Consider the following 15,696-nt stretch of genomic DNA (forward strand, 5'->3'; position numbering starts at 1 on the left):
CCCACGACCGCCGAGATGCAATAGGTGACGGAGGCGCCGGAAGCCAGTTCACCTCCGACCGTGGGGGTCGGAGCGAAGGCTGCCGAAAAGACGGAAAGAAAGAGTCCGTACCCGAGCCTCGCCAGGCCGTAGGTGGCCGCGAAGAGTGCCGCGGATGATGTGATGAATACCGGGCCCGCGGCGCCGAGTTTCCTCCGTAACGACTGGCCTCGGGCTTCAAACCGCTGGCGCCGCTGTGGATGCCGCTGCCCGTGGTTAACCAGAGGTGCCGATCTCGTGGACGTCCGCGCTGTGGGCACATGCAGGCTGCAAGCTCCGGAGTCTCGATGCGCAGAGCCTCCGGAGAGCGGCAGGAATCGGAGCTTGCCAAGTTGCGAAGCAAATTCGCTTTGAGATAACCCGCTGCGGGTGAAGGAGTCGAAGTGGTCGATTTCGGGCGCTCAAGTGCGCATTTTCGGAGGGGTTGTTGGGGAAGACGCCGCGGGGTAGAGTCCTCGACGACGCGGGAGCGAGGAGCAGGTCATGGGGCAACTGATCATTCAGGACTTTGTCAGCGCCGACGGTTTCGCGGCCGACGCCAACAACGAGTTCAGCTTTTATGAATACCTTGACGGGGGCACCGCAGAATTTGACCGCAACCAGCTGAAGTGGCTGGAGACAGTTGACACGATGGTCCTCGGGGCAAACACCTACCGTATGTTTGTCGAGTACTGGCCGACACCGGCATCCAAAGACGAGATCATCGCGCCATCACTGAACTCGCTCCGCCGTGTCGTTTTCTCCCGGCACCTGACAAGGGCCCCATGGGGAGACATGGCGGAGGCGGCCATCGAATCAGGTGACCCTATCGAAGCGATCAGGCGGATCAAGGCCGAGACCGGCGGCGACATTGTTGTCTGGGGAAGCCTCACCCTGGCGGAGACGTTCCTGGCCGCGGGCGTCGTGGACTCGGTGAGGCTCGTGGTGATGCCAATCGCCATAGGCACGGGCCGGGGCGTCTTTCCTTCTGGGCAGGACCCGAAGATGCTGACCCTTCAGAGCGCAACAGCGTACGATCAGGGACTGGTCGAGCTGGTGTATGGGATCCGGGCAAGGAACGAAGAGCGCCCGTGATGGTCGTGGTGTCTCACTTCTTCATCGCCGCCGGTATCCCACGTCCTTGAAAGCGGAACATCCTTGGTCAACCCGCGCATCGGATCCGCTGCACCACGCGTAACTTGGTGCATCCCGCCACCTTGCATCGAGCTCACTACGAAGAAGGGCCACACACGTCCGCCCGTAGCAGGTCCGCCGGGTTCGTCGCTATACAGGGGAGTCGCTTTCGCTGCTCATTCCCTGGGCAAGGCGGAACGTCAGACAGTCCGGCTACTTAGTCACCGGTGTGACCTCGCGGTGAACGACTTCAGAGAAGGCAGTCGCTGGCCGGCCGAGTATGCGCTCTACTTCACCAGTCGGTCGGGCGCCGTTTCCTTCGGCGATGCCGGACAGCAAGGCTGCAAGTAAATTGGCGTAGTCAGCGGGCAAACCGTTTGACGTCGCTTGTTCCGTCCAGTCAGCGACCGGCACAGGCTGGTACTCGATGGGGCGTCCGGAAGCGCTGAGATGTTTGGCGACCTCCGTATGCGTGAGGGCGTCCGGGCCGGTCAGCTCGTACTGGCCGCCCGCATGACTGAGGGGGTCAAGCAGAGTGGCTGCGGCCACGGAGGCAATGTCATAGGCGTCGATAAAAGCCTCTTCGCCGTCACCCGCCGGCAAGGCGAAACTTCCTGTAGTGAGCGCGTAAGCGAAAGAGCCTTCTGTGAAATTCTGCATGAAGAAAGACGGCCGCAGGATGGTGAAGCTCGGTGATTTGGCTGCTAACAGATGTATCTCTACGGCGCGTAACGAGACGTCGTCAGGCGCATACTCGATACCTCGAGCGCTGAGAAAGGTGATGTGCTGCACCCCGGCGCGCTTCGCCTCCTCGATCAAGCCGATTACAGGCTCGGCGAAGTCGGTTCGAAACGCGGGCGGCACGAGATACAAGCGCTGAACGCCGTCGAGGGCGTCCATATACGTCGATGAATCATCCCAATCGAAGAAGACATCAGCGCCTGAGCGGGCTGCTGTGCGCACAGGCACGTCTGCCCCGCGCAGGATGCTAGCTATTCGACGGCCAGTTTTGCCGGTACCACCGAGGACGAGGGTGAGGCGATCAGATTTAGTCATGACCCAAGTAGAACGCATCAAGACTTGGATGATCGATACTTGTCAGGCCAGAATCGATATGCGATCGTCTAACGATGGATGTGATGGCCGATCTGTTGGAGCGAGCGAGGGCACGGGGCGCCGCTTTTGCCTCGACCTCCTTTTCCGGCACCGACTGGGGACTGCGCTTCACCCCGGCCCGGCTAGCCATCCATGTCATAGTTACGGGCGAAGCGGTGATGACTACACCGACCGGCAGTCATGTTCTCCGATCTGGTGACATAGCCGCCGTCCGCAGCACCGAGGTGCATAGTCTCTCCGGGCAGTCATCCGCGGACCTGGTCGATCTATCGACTTTCCTCGCAGATCCGGACATCGAGCGAACAAGTGACGGCTTCATGGTCCGCGGCGACGGTCCCATCACCACCTTTCTCTGCGGCGCCTACCGCTTCGAGGGTGATCTTTGCAGCACGCTATTGGACGGTCTGCCCGAGGTGGTCATCGTGCGAGCCGAAGAAGGCACGGCGATCAGCAGCGTCGTCCATCTGATCGAGCATGAACTCTCCTACGCCCCACCGGGTAAGCAGACAGTGCTGGATCGATTGTTGGATGTGCTGTTGATCAAGGTGCTGCGCCACCATTTCGCCTCACATCCGCTCAACGCTCCAACCTGGTACACCGCTCTGAGCGATCCTGCCGTGAAGACAGCGCTGCAGGCCATGCACGGGTCGCCAGCCGAGCCGATGACCGTCGCCTCGCTGGCAAAACTCGCCCACGTCTCCCGAGCGACCCTAGCCCAGCGATTTACAGATCTCGTCGGGGTACCGCCACTGACGTACCTCACCTCATGGCGCGTACTTCTTGCGAAGGAACGACTCCGCGAATCAGATGAACCCCTCCACTTGATCGCGCATGATGTGGGCTACGGGTCCGCTTACGCCTTCAGTGCCGCGTTCAAGCGAGAGACGGGCACAGCACCGGGTGCATGGCGCAAAACCGAACGACAACTGACGAGTGCCCCATAATGACATACAGCACACAGCTAGCGGATCAGTTGTGAGACTTTTCTTGGGGTACCCTCGCCCAGTCCTATTGGGCACGACATCTTTCCTTGAATGCCGGGTGTCTCCCGTAGGCTTCGTTGGTGCCCTCCCGCGCTCTTCGTAGCACCCGTCTGGCTGTCATGGGCCTGTTCTTCCTTGCGGGGCTGGCTCTGGCCATGTGGGTTGTGAACATCCCGGCGATACAGGCATCCACTGGGTTGTCGCACGGCCTTCTCGGCGGGCTGCTTCTCCTTCTCGGCCTGGGATCGGTAGCCGGAATGCAGGTCATGGGCGTTCTCATCGATCGGTGGGGGAGCCGGTTGACCGCGATCGTCGGGGGCCTGGTCCTTGCTGTGGGGGTGCTGCTCCCGGGGTTCGCCCAGGATGCGTGGGGTGTTGGTATCGCCCTGTTTGTCCTTGGCTTCGGCGAGGGAGCGGTTGATGTATCGATGAACGATCAGGCCGTGCGGGTGGAGCGCGGCTGGCACAAGCCCATCATGTCCAGCCTGCACGCCTTCTTCTCTGTTGGCGCTGTAGTCGGAGCCGGTGTCGGTGCGCTGATGCAAAGCTTGTACCTCCACCTCTTCTGGTCCCTGGGATTCGGCGCCGTCGTCGTCCTCGGTGTCATGGGCACCTCGATCCGTTACTTGCTGCCGCCTGGCGCACCGAGCGGGGTCGGGGCGGTGGAACCGGCAGCGGCGGAGGTGCCAGCGCGGGATGTACGTCGGAGAACCATGGCACTGGCAACCCTGGCGTTCTTCCTCATGCTGGCCGAAGGTGTCGCCCATGACTGGTCGGCGCTGCACGCGGTGCAGGACATCGGTGCCTCCGAAGCCGTCGGCTCGCTGGCCTTCGCGGCTTTCGCCCTAGCAATGACAATGGGGCGGTTCTTCGCGGACTGGATCTCCTACCGGATCGGCCCCGTGAGGGTCGTCAGGTACGGGAGCGCAATCGCAGCCGGTGGCATCCTCATCGTGATCACCTCCACGGTTCACCCGGTCACGTTGACCGGCTGGTTTGTCTTCGGGTTCGGGCTCTCCGGCACGGTGCCCCAGCTCTTCACCGCTGCCGGGAACCTCGGAGCGAAGAATCAGGGACAGATGATGGCCCGGGTTGTGAGCGCCGGGTACGTCGGGCTCCTGGCGGGTCCCGCCGTCATCGGCTGGATCTCCCACCTCACCGGCCTATCTGCCGCCTTGTTCCTACCTTTCATCCTGTGTGTCGCCGGCGCCCTCCTCGCCCGCAGCGCCGCACCTTTGGTGCCGCCGCCACACGTGCGGGCTGACCGGGCACCAAAGGTGGGCATTCAGGCGTGAGAGCCCCAGCTCGCTGATTTTCGCCTCATACACTGGCCGTCGGCCAGGATGCTCGTCCCGAAGGAGCAATTTCCGTCTCGTAGTACGTCTTCCCGGTCGCTTGGTTCTCGTGCTCCGTGTACGGGGAGGTGTGAAGCGGGATGATTCTGTCCCCGTGGTGAAGCACGAACGCCTTTCCCCGTCCCGGGCCGGTCCCGGCCTTAAACTACAGCGTTGTGCCGGTTTCCGGGTCGAGCACGCGGCGCTCGTCCGAGTAGGGCGGGTCACCCCCGGTTGAGGAGATGATGAACATGGGACCTCCCTCGGCGCTCGGATGGCGGGTTCGCGCGGCCGGCACTAGATGAATCATCCTGGTGACCCTCACCGCCGCTAGGGAACCGCGGTTTCCGCCAGGGTGTCGGCAGTTTCACCGCCTCGGCTCACACCGCGGCCGGCTCTGTCCGGGAAGAGGGCCGGAATGTTCACCGTAAGCCAGGTACGGGGTTCGAAAAACCGGGTACGACGTTCGAAGGATACGACACGGCCGGTCCGATGCGCCTGTACAGTGGCGGGCGGGGCGCTGGAGCCGCGGCGGCGCGGCGGTGGCGTATGAGGGGGGACAATGAAGTTCTTTAAGATGCCGCCGTCGACTGAGGACCGGTTCAGCAGGGGGTTGCGCGATGCGGTGTTTGTGCTGGGGGCGTGGTTCTCAGCGGGGCGTGCTTCGGCTGGGCAGTGGAATCTTTCGCATGGCTCACCGGAATAGTGGAGCCACCACCTGAGGTGCGTGTGCCGGCGGCCCGTAGGGGCGGTCGCCTGGTGGAGTATTCGGCCGGTGTGGCCTGGTGGTTGTTCCTCCTTTACCTCTTCTCGGGTGTGTTCTTTGCCGCCGGGACGGCCATCGCGGCCATCCTCACGGTGGGGATCCTCCGGCGGGCCGACAGGAAAGCGCGACTGGCGCGGCAGCGGAAACGGCATGCCGGACGGAACTCCCGCATCGGGCGCCGCCCCGGGTCCTGGCCGGAGCCAACGAACGACCCAACGGGTGTGCCGCCCGGGCCGGGAACCCGGGTATGAACAACCGAGACCGTATTCCAGGATCAGTCCGAAGGGGTGCAGTGACCTCGCTCAGGTCGGTCCGCCTCCTGGGACACCTGCAGGATCGGTCCACCCTCCCTGTCGGGCAGATACGGCATTAACACTCCGACCCCTGTCGCTTTTGCCGTATACAACGGCGCATCACGCGGGATTATGCGGAGGAGTGCATGCCGGTATGTGGCTCGGATGGACCCGCGGCACCGAACTTGGAGTAGTGCGCATGAGCACAGTTCCAACGCGGCAGCGAAGTGATCCTTCTGGCTTGGAAAAGTCGCCTTACGCAGTTGGAGCTCTCCCCTCGTGGGGAGAGCTCCAACTATCGGGCCCGGTCGCCTGCTTTCCACGTTCTCGCGCGGGGTGCTACGGGCAACCATGTCCGTCCGGCTGTTCAACTGGGAAGGGCTTCCCGGCCCTACTGCAATATTCAGACCTGGGTTTCCCCGCCGTCTGCGAACAGTTCGGTGCCGGTGACGTAGCTTGCCTGATCCGAGGCGAGGAACAGCACGGCGTTGGCGATCTCAGCCGGCTGGGCGAGGCGTCCGAGCGGGACGTTTCCGGCCATCGCGTCGAGCATATCCCGTGCCTGGCTGGGGTCGGGGGCGAGTCCGGTGAGGCCGGGCGTCTCGGTGGGCCCGGGGGAGATCGTGTTAACCCGGATGTGACGGCCGGCGAGCTCCGCCGCCCATGTGCGCGTGAACGAGCGCAAGGCGGCCTTCGTCGCAGCGTAGACGCCGAACGCAGGGTTCCCCTTGCTCGCCGCGTTCGATCCCGCGATGATGACGGAGGCGTGATCCGCGAGCATGGGCAGCGCTTTCTGCACCGTGAAGACTGTCCCTCGCACGTTGACGCCGAAGGTCTGATCGAAGTCCTCAGGGGTCAGCTGCTCAAGCGTTGCGAACCCTCCGCCGCCGGCGTTCACGAACAGAACATCGAGGTCCTTTCCGCTGGATGCGACGACGGAGAAGATGCGGTCGAGGTTGTCGAGATCCGCGACATCGCCCCTGATTCCTGTTGCCCGATCTCCCAATTTGGCGACCGCGGCATCGAGTTCTGCCTCGCGGCGACCGGTGATGAAGACATGCGCTCCCTCCTCGATGAAGCGTTGGGCGGTCGCGAAGCCGATGCCCGTTGTCCCTCCCGTGATCAATGCGGTTTTGTTCTCAAGCTGTCCCATGGTGGGCCTCTGTTCTTCTGATACGACGCGGATATCTCATCGTAGATGGTTATTGTCTATATGGTCAAAAATAAGGGGGTGCCGTCGGGTCGGTTCCGGGTTTGCAGGTTTCGCTGCGGTGTCCGATGGTGCCGGTGTTGGTTAGTGACTGGTTGGGGTGATGATGCCGAAGCAGAGGGGTGCAAGGACGGGCGTCGATGCTGCCCTCGGGGCGCACGTGGAGGTCGTGTCCCGGATGCATGCAGTACTTCCCGCGATGACGTTGCCCTCCCGGGCTTCCGGTGGTTATCTCGCTGGGGAGGCGCGCGAGGTGCGGGATGTTCTAACGGCGCGGACGGTGAGCTGCGTGGCAACGACGAGGAGCAGCAGGCCAAAGAGAATGCCGGACAACCGCGCCGGCAGGGCCAGAGCGAGGCCAGCACCCGGAATGGAAGCGGCTGTTGCGGCCACCCCAACGATGAGACCGGCTCGAACGTCGACGGTTCCGGCCCGCCAGTTGGCACCTGTGCCGATGGCACTGGTGGGGATCATGACCAGTAGAGAGGTGCCTTTGGCGATGAGGTCGCTGATGGCAAAAATCCCAATCAGAGCCGGCACGACGATGATTCCGCCACCGATTCCGAACAGCCCGGAGAGTATCCCCATGGCCAGGCCGAGCAGGACATAGCCAAGCCCGACCAGCACGGAAAATTCAAGGCTTTCTCCGCGGACCGGCGATACCAGGAACAGGCGAGCTGCGACCAGGAGGATGAAGACGATGAACATCCAGCGCAGCCCCACAATGGGAATCTTCTTCAGGAGGGCGCTTCCGAGCAGCGCCCCGCCGATGCCGCCGATGGCGATGAAGAACCCCGCAAGGAGGTCGATCTCACCGGCGAGCAGGTAGGTGATGGAGCCGACGACCGATGCCGGTACGATCGCGGCAAGCGACGTCGCAGCGGCCCTGCGCTGGTCGAAATGAGCCAGGGCCATCAGGAGTGGCACCATGATGATTCCGCCGCCGATGGCAAACAGGCCGGACAGAAGCCCCCCAACAAGTCCGACCACGATGAGAACCATCCAGAAGCTCGTCCCCGCCCCGTGAGGTACGGGTGGGGAACTTTCCTTCAAGCCACTCATTTTTCTCCTCAACTTGGGGGATGGACAGCATCCCACCGCCTCGACCCCGCAGGAGGCCATGTCGGCCTCTTGCCGCCTCTGATTGTTCAAGGTGAAGGGCAAATGATCATCTCTTGTGCCGAGGGAGCAGCCGCAGGGCCGAGGCTGTGGGCGGGTTCGGCTCTCAGCAGCAGGTGCCCGGCGCCCTGCCGCCGGTTGGCGATCGGGTACTTCGAGCCGCCGCCTGTCAGTTCCAGGTGAACAGTGGGGGCTGCTGGCCGGCCAGATCCGGGTCCGCGTAGACGTGCAGACGACTGATCAGCTGGCCGCGGAACTCAAACACATTGCAGAAAAGACCGCTGCTCCGGGCGTCGCCGGGGAAAGGCACGCCGGAGGCGAGCACGCCGGATTCCGCTCCTTCGACGACGACGCGGTTGTCGCTGGAGGTGAATGTCATGCGGGACTGGGGGTGATCAAACGAGGTCACGGCCGAACCAAGGCCGACGAGAAATGGAACGATCTCCGCTTTCCCATGCGCGAATCCAAACTTCGGGAAGAAGATCTGGGTGTCGTCGGTGAACATGTCGAGCAGGTTGGGGTCGCCGGAATCGACTCTTCTGAAGTATTCCTTGGCAAGAGCAATCTGCTCTTCTGCGCTTGCACTTGCGCTGTTCTGTTCCTGGTCCATGGTGGTGCACCTTTCAATTCCTGCATGTGAGGCGGATATCGCGTCATTGGCGCGAGGACTGGAGGTTCCAACCTACCCAGCCTCGTGAACGCGGACTGTTCATCGTATTTTTTATTGTCTCTATGGTCAATAAAAGGTGGGCCGTGTCACTTCACTGCAGCCTGCCGGCAGCCCGATTCCTGCTCGGACGCTGCCAGCTGCACTCAGCTTCCTGTCCCGCACCCGTCACCCGGCCCAGTGAGTCGATTGACGGGGACCCCCGGTGAATGGTTGAGGATGATGCGGGAAGGTCCGCTTTAGTCCTTTCCGGTTCCCAGGGCTTTCTGAAGCGAGCGGATTGCCTGCTCGATGGCGGCGGTCGTTCCCTGGGTGACGCGTTCGGGGTTGAGCATCATGAAGTCGTGGGTGACGAAGTTGTAGCGGACGCTGGTGGTGGGCACCCCGGCTTCGACGAGTTTCGCCGCGTAGGCTTCGCCCTCGTCCCGGAGCGGGTCGTTCTGGTCCACGAGCAGCAGGGCCGGCGGAAGCCCTCGAAGGTCCTCGAGCGTGGCCCTCAGCGGTGAGACGGTGATCTCCGAGCGACGGCTGACGTCGGGGAGGTAGGCGTCCCAGAACCAGGCCATGCTTCTGGCGGTCAGGAACGGTCCGTCGGCGAAGGTGCGGTAGCTTTCGGTGTCCTGGCCGGCGTCCGTGACCGGATAGTACAAGGACTGGTGGACGAAGGTCACGTCACCGCGCTGCTTTGCGAGCAAAGTCAGGGCCGCGGTCATGTTGCCGCCGACCGAGTCACCGGCAACGGCCATGCGGGACCCGTCCAGGCCCTCCGTGGCGCCCTGCTTCGTGATCCACTGCGCGGTGGCGTAGGCCTGCTCGATGGCCTTCGGGTACTGGGCCTCGGGGGAGCGGTCATATTCCACGAAGGCCAGGGCGGCGTTGGCCCCGGCGCACAGTTCCCGGATGAGGCGGTCGTGGGTGCCGGAGTTGCCAAGGATCCAGCCGCCTCCGTGGACGTAGAGGATCACCGGCAGCGTCCCGGTGGCGCCCACGGGTTTGATGATGCGCACCTGTACGTCTCCGACGTCGGCCGGGACGGTGATCCACTTGTCCTCGCCGATCTCGACCTTGTCGACCGGGGCTGCCTGGAGGTCATCGAGCAGTTTGCGGGCACCTTCGACCCCCAGGTCGGCCAGAGCCGGTGGCTGGGCGGTGGCGTCGGCGATGATCTGGGCACCTGGTTCGAGCACTACTTTGGACATGGTGGTACCTTTCTGGGCTGCTGCATGGATGGATGATGTGCACTGATGTTCATTCGGCACGTTCCGGTGCGGGGTAGTTGGTGACCAGTGGCTGGTCCGCTTCGACGAAGTAGGTCGAGAGCATTTTCGTGGTGACCGAACCGACGTTCACCGCGTTGTGGATGGTGTTCGGCGGAATGAGGAACGGGCTTCCGGCGTGAAGCTCGAGCGGGGGCCTGTCGTCGAACTCCATGGACACGTCTCCGCGGATGATGTAGCCCACTTCGGGCCCGGGATGGCTGTGCCGGCCGGAGGAGGTGCCTTCGGGGATTTCCACCAGGGTCTGACGGATCCTCCAGCCCTGCACCGGACTGGACGCATCCTGCAGACTGACCCGGGTCAGGGCCGGCTTGGCCTCTTGTGCTTCGGTCATGTTCCTGATCCTTCTGAGATTGGCGGCTCGTGTTGCCCGGTTATCGTCTTACTGGCGGCCGGTGGTGGCGGCGACGGCTTCGCGGATGAGATCGACGACCTGGGCCGCCTCGGGAATCGCGACCGTGTGGGAGCCGCCTTTGAGCTCGATCGTTTTCCGTGACCCGGCGCGCTCGGCCATGAAACGGTGGGCGGCGGCCGGGATGTTCCGGTCCTCGGCACCGAAGAGGAACCATGAGGGCACCGACTTCCACGCCGGCTCTGTGGAGGCCTCCGAGAAGGCGGCCTCCAGGATGGGGCGCTGGCCGACACCCATCACCGCGGCGACCTCCGCCGGGGAATCAGCCGCGAACTGCGCGTGATAGCGGCTCTGCATGATGTAAAGGTCCCTGCCGCCGGGGACATCCACCGCAGCGAGCGTTTCCCCGAGGGTGGAGCCTTCGAACTTGTTGGCAAGCTCCCCGGGGGTCTCTCCTTCCTCGGGTGCGAAGGCGCCGATGAAGACCAGGGCTTTCACGTTGGGGTTGCCGGTGCCGCCGCCGCTGATGACCGTGCCGCCGTAGGAGTGCCCGACGAGGATGATCTCGCCGGTGATGTCGGTCAGGAGAGCCCGGAGGTACTCGGAATCGACGGTGACCCCGCGCAGCGGGTTCGCGACGGCGATCGCCGGGTAGCCCTCGGCCAGAAGCGGGCTGATCACCGCGTTCCAGCTCGATGAATCTGCGAAGGCGCCGTGGACGAGCACGACGGTGGGCTTGTCCGATGCGGGTTCGGTGATGCTCATGATGTTCTCCCTTGTGCAGTGGGTACGGGTGCCGTGCTCGCGTGGGCCTTTGACAGCTCAAGTCTCGTCCGCCGTTTCCACCGCCGCGCCGGGGATACCCGGAGTAATGCTCTGGTAAACCCCCCTGCAGAAGAGCAAACTGAGTGGGAGGCTGGGGGATGGCCCAATTCGTACTCGTCGTCGATGATGATGAAAGGTTTCGGGACTTGGCGAGAAGACTGCTCGAGAGCTGCGGGTACGCGCCAGGTGGCGACGCTGGGAACGTGGCAGAGGCACTGCGTTGTGCCGACGCCTCGCGTCCTGACATCGCACTTGTTGATATTGGGCTTCCGGACAGCGACGGCCTGGAACTGAGCCGGCGACTCACCGGAGCGCCATATCGGGTTCGGGTCGTACTGATTTCCGCCGACAGCGACGCAACCTCGGCGGAGGAAGCCTCCGCGGTCGGGGCGGACGGGTTCATTCCGAAAAGCGAGTTGTCGTGCTCGACGCTTCGGTCGATTCTCGGCGATGGGTAAGGAAGGTTGGTAATTTCACCCGCACCGTCCCCGGTGCGCGTTGCCGTCGGAGAGGACGATGTACTCCTCCGTGAAGGAGTGACGCGGGTGCTCCTGGGTGCAGGACTGGATGTCGTCGCTTCGACTGGGGATGCGACCAAACTTCTCGCCATGACTTTGGCGTTCCGTCCCGATGTCGTCGTCGTCGATGTTCGAATGCCTCCACATCACGGTGACGATGGCTTGCGGACCGCCATCGAAGTCCGCAAACGCCTGCCCGGTACGGGAGTGGTGCTGCTGACGCAGTACTGCGAGCCCGAATTCGCGATCGATCTGATCGGTGATCGGCCGCAAGGCGTCGGATATCTCCTCAAAGAACGTGTGGGGGACGTCGACGATTTCGCAGCGGCGGTCAAACGGGTTGCCCATGGAGGAAGTGCCCTGGATCCCGAGGTTGTCACACGGATGCTGCGGCCGCGCACTGTCCCCTCCGAGCTCGCTGATCTCACCGACCGCGAGCGCAGTGTCCTGGCCTGCATGGCAGAAGGATTATCGAATCGAGGCATCGCCCGTGCGCTTCTCATCAGCGAGGCGGCTGTCGAGAAGCACGTCACGGCGATGTTCCGGAAGCTCGGGCTCGCCCAGCTGACCGATGGCCACCGCCGGGTGCAGGCCGTGCTCCGTCACCTCGCCGCTCAGGGCCCCTGATCATGAGCCCGTCCGAGCTTCCAGTTCCCGATCATGACCTCGATGGGTTACAGAGACTAGCCAGCGAAGGGCGCTCTCTCCGCGACATCGCTGACCTCGTTGCGAGAGCGAGCCGCACTGAAGATGTGTTTCAGTTGGCAGCGATTGAGGCATCCCGGCAACTTGACGGTGACGCGGTCACGATCACTCGATACACCGCTGGCGACGAAATCATGGTCGTGGCCGCCCATGCCGGCCCGACGCCGATCGGCACCCGCATAAAGTTCGGACCGGGTACCCAGCCGTATCGAGTACGCCATCAGAAATCAAGCGTGCGTGTTGATGACTTCAGGCTCGAGGTCAACGCCGCGCTCGCCGAGAAATATGGGCTTCGGGCGTGCGTTTCAGTACCGGTGATCATCGAAGGCGTCGTCTGGGGTGCGTTCTCAGCCACCTCACTCACCGGGCCCCTACCCAGGCGTACTGAGGACAGACTCGAGAGCTTCGCTCAACTCGTTGTGACGACAATCGCCAACATCGAGGCCCGGGAGGAACTGCGCGCTCTTGCCCAGCACGATCTCGCAATACGGTTTTTGGCCGAGCAATCAGTCACGGGCACCTCATCCGACATCGCGCTGGCAATGACCGTGGATCACGCGCTCACCCTGCGAGGTGTTGCGGGGGCAGCTATAAATCCGCATCCGATGACACTCTCATCACCTCCCGAAAGCTCAACTTCGACGGCGGAGGATCATTTATCCCTGTCCTACCCCATCCAGACCCACGAGCGCACGTGGGCGTATCTCGAGATTGAAGCGCAGGCCCACCAGCTACCCGACACAACCGCCGCGCGGTTAACGAACCTCGCACAGGTCGCCGGCCAGGTCGTATCCGCAATCCTGACCCGCCTGCACCTGCGCCACCTTGCCGAGGAGCAGGCAGCACTTCGCAGGATTGCCGAGCTCATTGCAAGCGGCGCAGCGCCGTCGACCGTCTTCCATTCCATCACGACAGAACTATCCCGCCTGCTCGATGACTCGTCGGTCGTGATCGTGCGATTCGACACGGATGGCCCGGTAATAGTGGCGGCCTGTCGAAGCGGGATCCCGGCAGGAACAATGCTCCCCGTGGCCGAAGAATCACTGGTCGAGCGGAGTCCGCGCGGCTCAAGGCGCGTCGACGAGTTGACTTCCGTCGCGCGTCGCGTGTTCGGCAGCGACGCAGAAACCGACGTCGGGGTACCCATCACAGTCGCAGACCAGTTGTCCGGCGCTTTACTCATTGCGCCCCGTCCGGATCCGAAGACGGACCCTGCTGAAACCGATCTGGAAGCCTTTGCTGATCTCGCTGCGGCCACAATTGCCAACGCCCGGACCAGGGAAGCGCTCATCGCATCCAGGGAGCGCATGGTCAAAGCAGCAAACGACGCACGGCACCAGCTACAACGCGATGTGCACGACGGAGCGCAGCAGCGGTTGGTACACACCATCCTGGCGCTGAAGCTCGCCCGCGACCAAGGCGCGCACGGGCTGTCTGCGGCCGCCCTCATTCAGGAAGCCTTGACGCACGCCGAAGAAGCCAACCGGCAGCTGCGGGACCTGGTGCGGGGCATCCTGCCCGTCGCGCTCACCCGGGGAGGTCTCGTGGCCGGCATCGAATCCTTCGTCGCCGACCTGCCGGTGCCCGTCACGCTGGACCTGCCGCTTCCCAGACTTCCCGTGGCTGTAGAGACGACAGGGTATTTCACCGCCGCCGAGGCGATCACGAACGCCATCAAGCATGCGCATGCCGAGCATGTAGACGTCGCAGCGTGGCTCTCGGAAGCAGGAGATGAGCTTCACCTACGAGTGTGCGATGACGGCGTGGGCGGCGCCGACCCAGACATGGGAACCGGACTCACGGGACTGACCGACCGCATCGAGGCCACCGGTGGAACGATTACCATCACGAGCCCACCGGGATCTGGCACGGACCTCGAAGTGACTCTTCCACTGTCCTCGGTCTCCCAACACGACCGGGACAGGTGACTGGAGCCGCCCAGCTCAGCCGGGCGGACCGGTGCTTCACAATCAACATTCGTGCATCACAATGCTAGACAAACTTCTAAAACGGAGCAGAATATTCAGCAGTGAAGCGGGCGACTAGTCGGACTGCGAAACGGTATAACATCTGGCGGCTCCCCCGAATGGAGGGTGGGCCTGCGATTTCGAAATTCAATCCGCCATGAGCGGTAAATTTCCATGTTCGGTTGACTGAGCGACATTGACACCGGTGGGATCAGGAACCCAACGGAGCAGACACTTGAAGCTCCCTCCCTCCTCCGGCAGGGTCTACATAGGCGTTTTCGGCCGTACGCCCGTCGTAATCCGCGGGTGTCCTTCCAGCCGAAGGGCGCAGCGCCCGAATCGACAATTCCCGGCCGGCCGGTCGACACCATTGTGGTGTTCGCTGGGTATCCACTGTGGTGTCCCCTCGCCCTGTCGCACTTCGGGCCGCTCCGCCACGACGCCCGTCCGGGCGCGGAATAACCAAAGTATTGCGCCATGTCCGAAAGCGAATCTCGGCCGGGCCTAAATCTTTATGGAAGGTTCAATTATGGAATTACAGGCACCTGTCACCAGAAGGTCTTGGCGACGGACGATTTTCGCGCTGCTCTTGGCATTCACGCTGGGGGTGGGACTTCCCTCGGCGGCCGGCGCCGGCCCGGAGGCCGGCGGTTCAGGGGACAAGGGCACCGCCCCGAAGCCGACCGTGGTTCTGGTCCATGGCGCCTTCGCAGACGCCTCGGGATGGGCAGGGGTAATCGAAAGACTTCAGAAGGACGACTACCCGGTGATCGCTCCACCGAATCCGCTCCGGGGCATCATTGAGGACGCCGAGTACCTGCGGTCGTTCCTGAGCACCATCACCGGTCCCGTCGTGCTCGTGGGGCATTCCTACGGTGGTGCAACCATCACCAACGCCGCCACCGGAAACCCGAACGTCAAGGCCCTGGTTTACGTTAGCGGGCATATCCCGGACGAAGGCGAAACTCTGGCCGAGGCGGGCGCTCTCGGTGGGGGCCAGACCGATCTCAACAACCACCTGATTGCGCGGCCATACCCCGGCGCGCCCGAAGGGGACGTCGATCTTTACATCGACCCTCTGTTCGTCCACGGGCTGTTCGCGCAGGACCTCTCAGCCAAGCAGGCAGCAGTGATCGCCGCAACCCAGCGGCCCGCAACTGCCCGTGCCTTCAACACCCCTTCAGGGGTTCCAGCCTGGAAGACGATTCCGAGCTGGGCGCTGATCGGGAACCAGGACCGCAGCCTCTCGCCCATCGCTGAGCAGTTCATGGCTGAACGGGCCGGCGCGACCATTGTGAGGATCGACAGTTCCCACCTGGCCTTCGTGAGCCATCCTGAGGAAATGACCGACCTTATCAAGGCGGCGGCCGAGGCTACTGCGGACTGACACGGAAAGGCAGGAACGCCGAAGA

The 15,696-nt window shown here is 63.3% G+C and carries 16 protein-coding genes; 8 read left to right on the forward strand and 8 right to left on the reverse strand.

What is annotated here, in order from left to right; all coding sequences use genetic code 11:
- Window positions 1–522: 522 nt before the first annotated feature.
- Complete coding sequence (locus AC4D14_RS03430) at window positions 523–1,113, forward strand: dihydrofolate reductase family protein (RefSeq protein ID WP_490900164.1); 591 nt, start codon at window positions 523–525, stop codon at window positions 1,111–1,113.
- Between the two features lie 252 nt (window positions 1,114–1,365).
- Here the strand turns inward: AC4D14_RS03430 and AC4D14_RS03435 are convergent, their stop codons facing one another.
- On the reverse strand, window positions 1,366–2,208 hold the full coding sequence (locus AC4D14_RS03435; RefSeq protein WP_490900165.1) for an NmrA family NAD(P)-binding protein: 843 nt from the start codon (window positions 2,206–2,208) through the stop codon (window positions 1,366–1,368).
- Between the two features lie 83 nt (window positions 2,209–2,291).
- Here AC4D14_RS03435 and AC4D14_RS03440 point away from each other — a divergent pair, with 83 nt between their 5' ends.
- Both AC4D14_RS03440 and AC4D14_RS03445 read left to right on the forward strand, forming a co-directional pair.
- Complete coding sequence (locus AC4D14_RS03440) at window positions 2,292–3,212, forward strand: AraC family transcriptional regulator (protein WP_490900166.1); 921 nt, start codon at window positions 2,292–2,294, stop codon at window positions 3,210–3,212.
- 119 nt (window positions 3,213–3,331) lie between these two features.
- Window positions 3,332–4,546, forward strand: coding sequence for an MFS transporter (locus AC4D14_RS03445; protein WP_490900167.1), 1,215 nt, complete (start codon window positions 3,332–3,334; stop codon window positions 4,544–4,546).
- Between the two features lie 205 nt (window positions 4,547–4,751).
- Here AC4D14_RS03445 and AC4D14_RS03450 read toward each other — a convergent pair whose 3' ends face one another.
- Window positions 4,752–4,883 carry a hypothetical protein gene (locus tag AC4D14_RS03450; RefSeq protein WP_490900168.1) on the reverse strand — a complete coding sequence of 44 codons (132 nt, stop codon included), beginning with the start codon at window positions 4,881–4,883 and terminating at the stop codon, window positions 4,752–4,754.
- A gap of 461 nt (window positions 4,884–5,344) precedes the next feature.
- Here AC4D14_RS03450 and AC4D14_RS03455 point away from each other — a divergent pair, with 461 nt between their 5' ends.
- Window positions 5,345–5,602 (forward strand): hypothetical protein, encoded by a 258-nt coding sequence (locus AC4D14_RS03455; RefSeq protein WP_490900169.1) that lies wholly within the window; start codon window positions 5,345–5,347, stop codon window positions 5,600–5,602.
- Between the two features lie 445 nt (window positions 5,603–6,047).
- Here the strand turns inward: AC4D14_RS03455 and AC4D14_RS03460 are convergent, their stop codons facing one another.
- The 6 genes from AC4D14_RS03460 to AC4D14_RS03485 form a co-directional block, all read right to left on the reverse strand.
- Window positions 6,048–6,797, reverse strand: a complete 750-nt coding sequence (locus AC4D14_RS03460; protein WP_490900170.1) for an SDR family NAD(P)-dependent oxidoreductase — start codon at window positions 6,795–6,797, stop codon at window positions 6,048–6,050.
- Between the two features lie 285 nt (window positions 6,798–7,082).
- On the reverse strand, window positions 7,083–7,916 hold the full coding sequence (locus AC4D14_RS03465) for a sulfite exporter TauE/SafE family protein (protein ID WP_490900171.1): 834 nt from the start codon (window positions 7,914–7,916) through the stop codon (window positions 7,083–7,085).
- A gap of 226 nt (window positions 7,917–8,142) precedes the next feature.
- The gene (locus tag AC4D14_RS03470) at window positions 8,143–8,583 is read right to left on the reverse strand and encodes a nuclear transport factor 2 family protein (protein ID WP_490900172.1); all 441 of its coding nucleotides are present in this window, start codon (window positions 8,581–8,583) and stop codon (window positions 8,143–8,145) included.
- 296 nt (window positions 8,584–8,879) lie between these two features.
- Complete coding sequence (locus AC4D14_RS03475; protein WP_490900173.1) at window positions 8,880–9,839, reverse strand: alpha/beta hydrolase; 960 nt, start codon at window positions 9,837–9,839, stop codon at window positions 8,880–8,882.
- 49 nt (window positions 9,840–9,888) lie between these two features.
- Entirely contained in the window at window positions 9,889–10,251 is a 363-nt protein-coding gene (locus AC4D14_RS03480) for a cupin domain-containing protein (RefSeq protein ID WP_159616250.1), read from the reverse strand.
- Window positions 10,252–10,299: 48 nt separating this feature from the next.
- A complete protein-coding gene (locus tag AC4D14_RS03485; RefSeq protein ID WP_490900174.1) occupies window positions 10,300–11,034 on the reverse strand; it encodes an alpha/beta fold hydrolase in 735 nt (244 codons plus the stop codon).
- A gap of 158 nt (window positions 11,035–11,192) precedes the next feature.
- Here AC4D14_RS03485 and AC4D14_RS03490 point away from each other — a divergent pair, with 158 nt between their 5' ends.
- The 4 genes from AC4D14_RS03490 to AC4D14_RS03505 all read left to right on the forward strand — a co-directional run bounded on the left by AC4D14_RS03490 (window position 11,193) and on the right by AC4D14_RS03505 (window position 15,671).
- Entirely contained in the window at window positions 11,193–11,552 is a 360-nt protein-coding gene (locus AC4D14_RS03490; protein WP_490900175.1) for a response regulator, read from the forward strand.
- Between the two features lie 6 nt (window positions 11,553–11,558).
- On the forward strand, window positions 11,559–12,239 hold the full coding sequence (locus tag AC4D14_RS03495) for a response regulator transcription factor (RefSeq protein ID WP_490900176.1): 681 nt from the start codon (window positions 11,559–11,561) through the stop codon (window positions 12,237–12,239).
- 2 nt (window positions 12,240–12,241) lie between these two features.
- Window positions 12,242–14,245: a GAF domain-containing protein gene (locus AC4D14_RS03500; RefSeq protein WP_490900177.1), complete on the forward strand. Its 2,004-nt coding sequence runs from the start codon at window positions 12,242–12,244 to the stop codon at window positions 14,243–14,245.
- 568 nt (window positions 14,246–14,813) lie between these two features.
- Window positions 14,814–15,671, forward strand: coding sequence for an alpha/beta fold hydrolase (locus AC4D14_RS03505; RefSeq protein WP_490900178.1), 858 nt, complete (start codon window positions 14,814–14,816; stop codon window positions 15,669–15,671).
- Window positions 15,672–15,696 lie beyond the last annotated feature (25 nt).

It is taken from the genome of Arthrobacter sp. TJ-254, from assembly GCF_058269175.1.

Coding starts and splice junctions, on each gene's coding strand:
- AC4D14_RS03440 (WP_490900166.1), top strand. CDS start 2,292: ATGGCCGATCTGTTGGAGCGAGCGAGGGCACGGGGCGCCGCTTTTGCC.
- AC4D14_RS03460 (WP_490900170.1), bottom strand. CDS start 6,797: ATGGGACAGCTTGAGAACAAAACCGCATTGATCACGGGAGGGACAACG.
- AC4D14_RS03465 (WP_490900171.1), bottom strand. CDS start 7,916: ATGAGTGGCTTGAAGGAAAGTTCCCCACCCGTACCTCACGGGGCGGGG.
- AC4D14_RS03490 (WP_490900175.1), top strand. CDS start 11,193: ATGGCCCAATTCGTACTCGTCGTCGATGATGATGAAAGGTTTCGGGAC.
- AC4D14_RS03500 (WP_490900177.1), top strand. CDS start 12,242: ATGAGCCCGTCCGAGCTTCCAGTTCCCGATCATGACCTCGATGGGTTA.
- AC4D14_RS03430 (WP_490900164.1), top strand. CDS start 523: ATGGGGCAACTGATCATTCAGGACTTTGTCAGCGCCGACGGTTTCGCG.
- AC4D14_RS03470 (WP_490900172.1), bottom strand. CDS start 8,583: ATGGACCAGGAACAGAACAGCGCAAGTGCAAGCGCAGAAGAGCAGATT.
- AC4D14_RS03475 (WP_490900173.1), bottom strand. CDS start 9,839: ATGTCCAAAGTAGTGCTCGAACCAGGTGCCCAGATCATCGCCGACGCC.
- AC4D14_RS03485 (WP_490900174.1), bottom strand. CDS start 11,034: ATGAGCATCACCGAACCCGCATCGGACAAGCCCACCGTCGTGCTCGTC.
- AC4D14_RS03435 (WP_490900165.1), bottom strand. CDS start 2,208: ATGACTAAATCTGATCGCCTCACCCTCGTCCTCGGTGGTACCGGCAAA.
- AC4D14_RS03505 (WP_490900178.1), top strand. CDS start 14,814: ATGGAATTACAGGCACCTGTCACCAGAAGGTCTTGGCGACGGACGATT.
- AC4D14_RS03480 (WP_159616250.1), bottom strand. CDS start 10,251: ATGACCGAAGCACAAGAGGCCAAGCCGGCCCTGACCCGGGTCAGTCTG.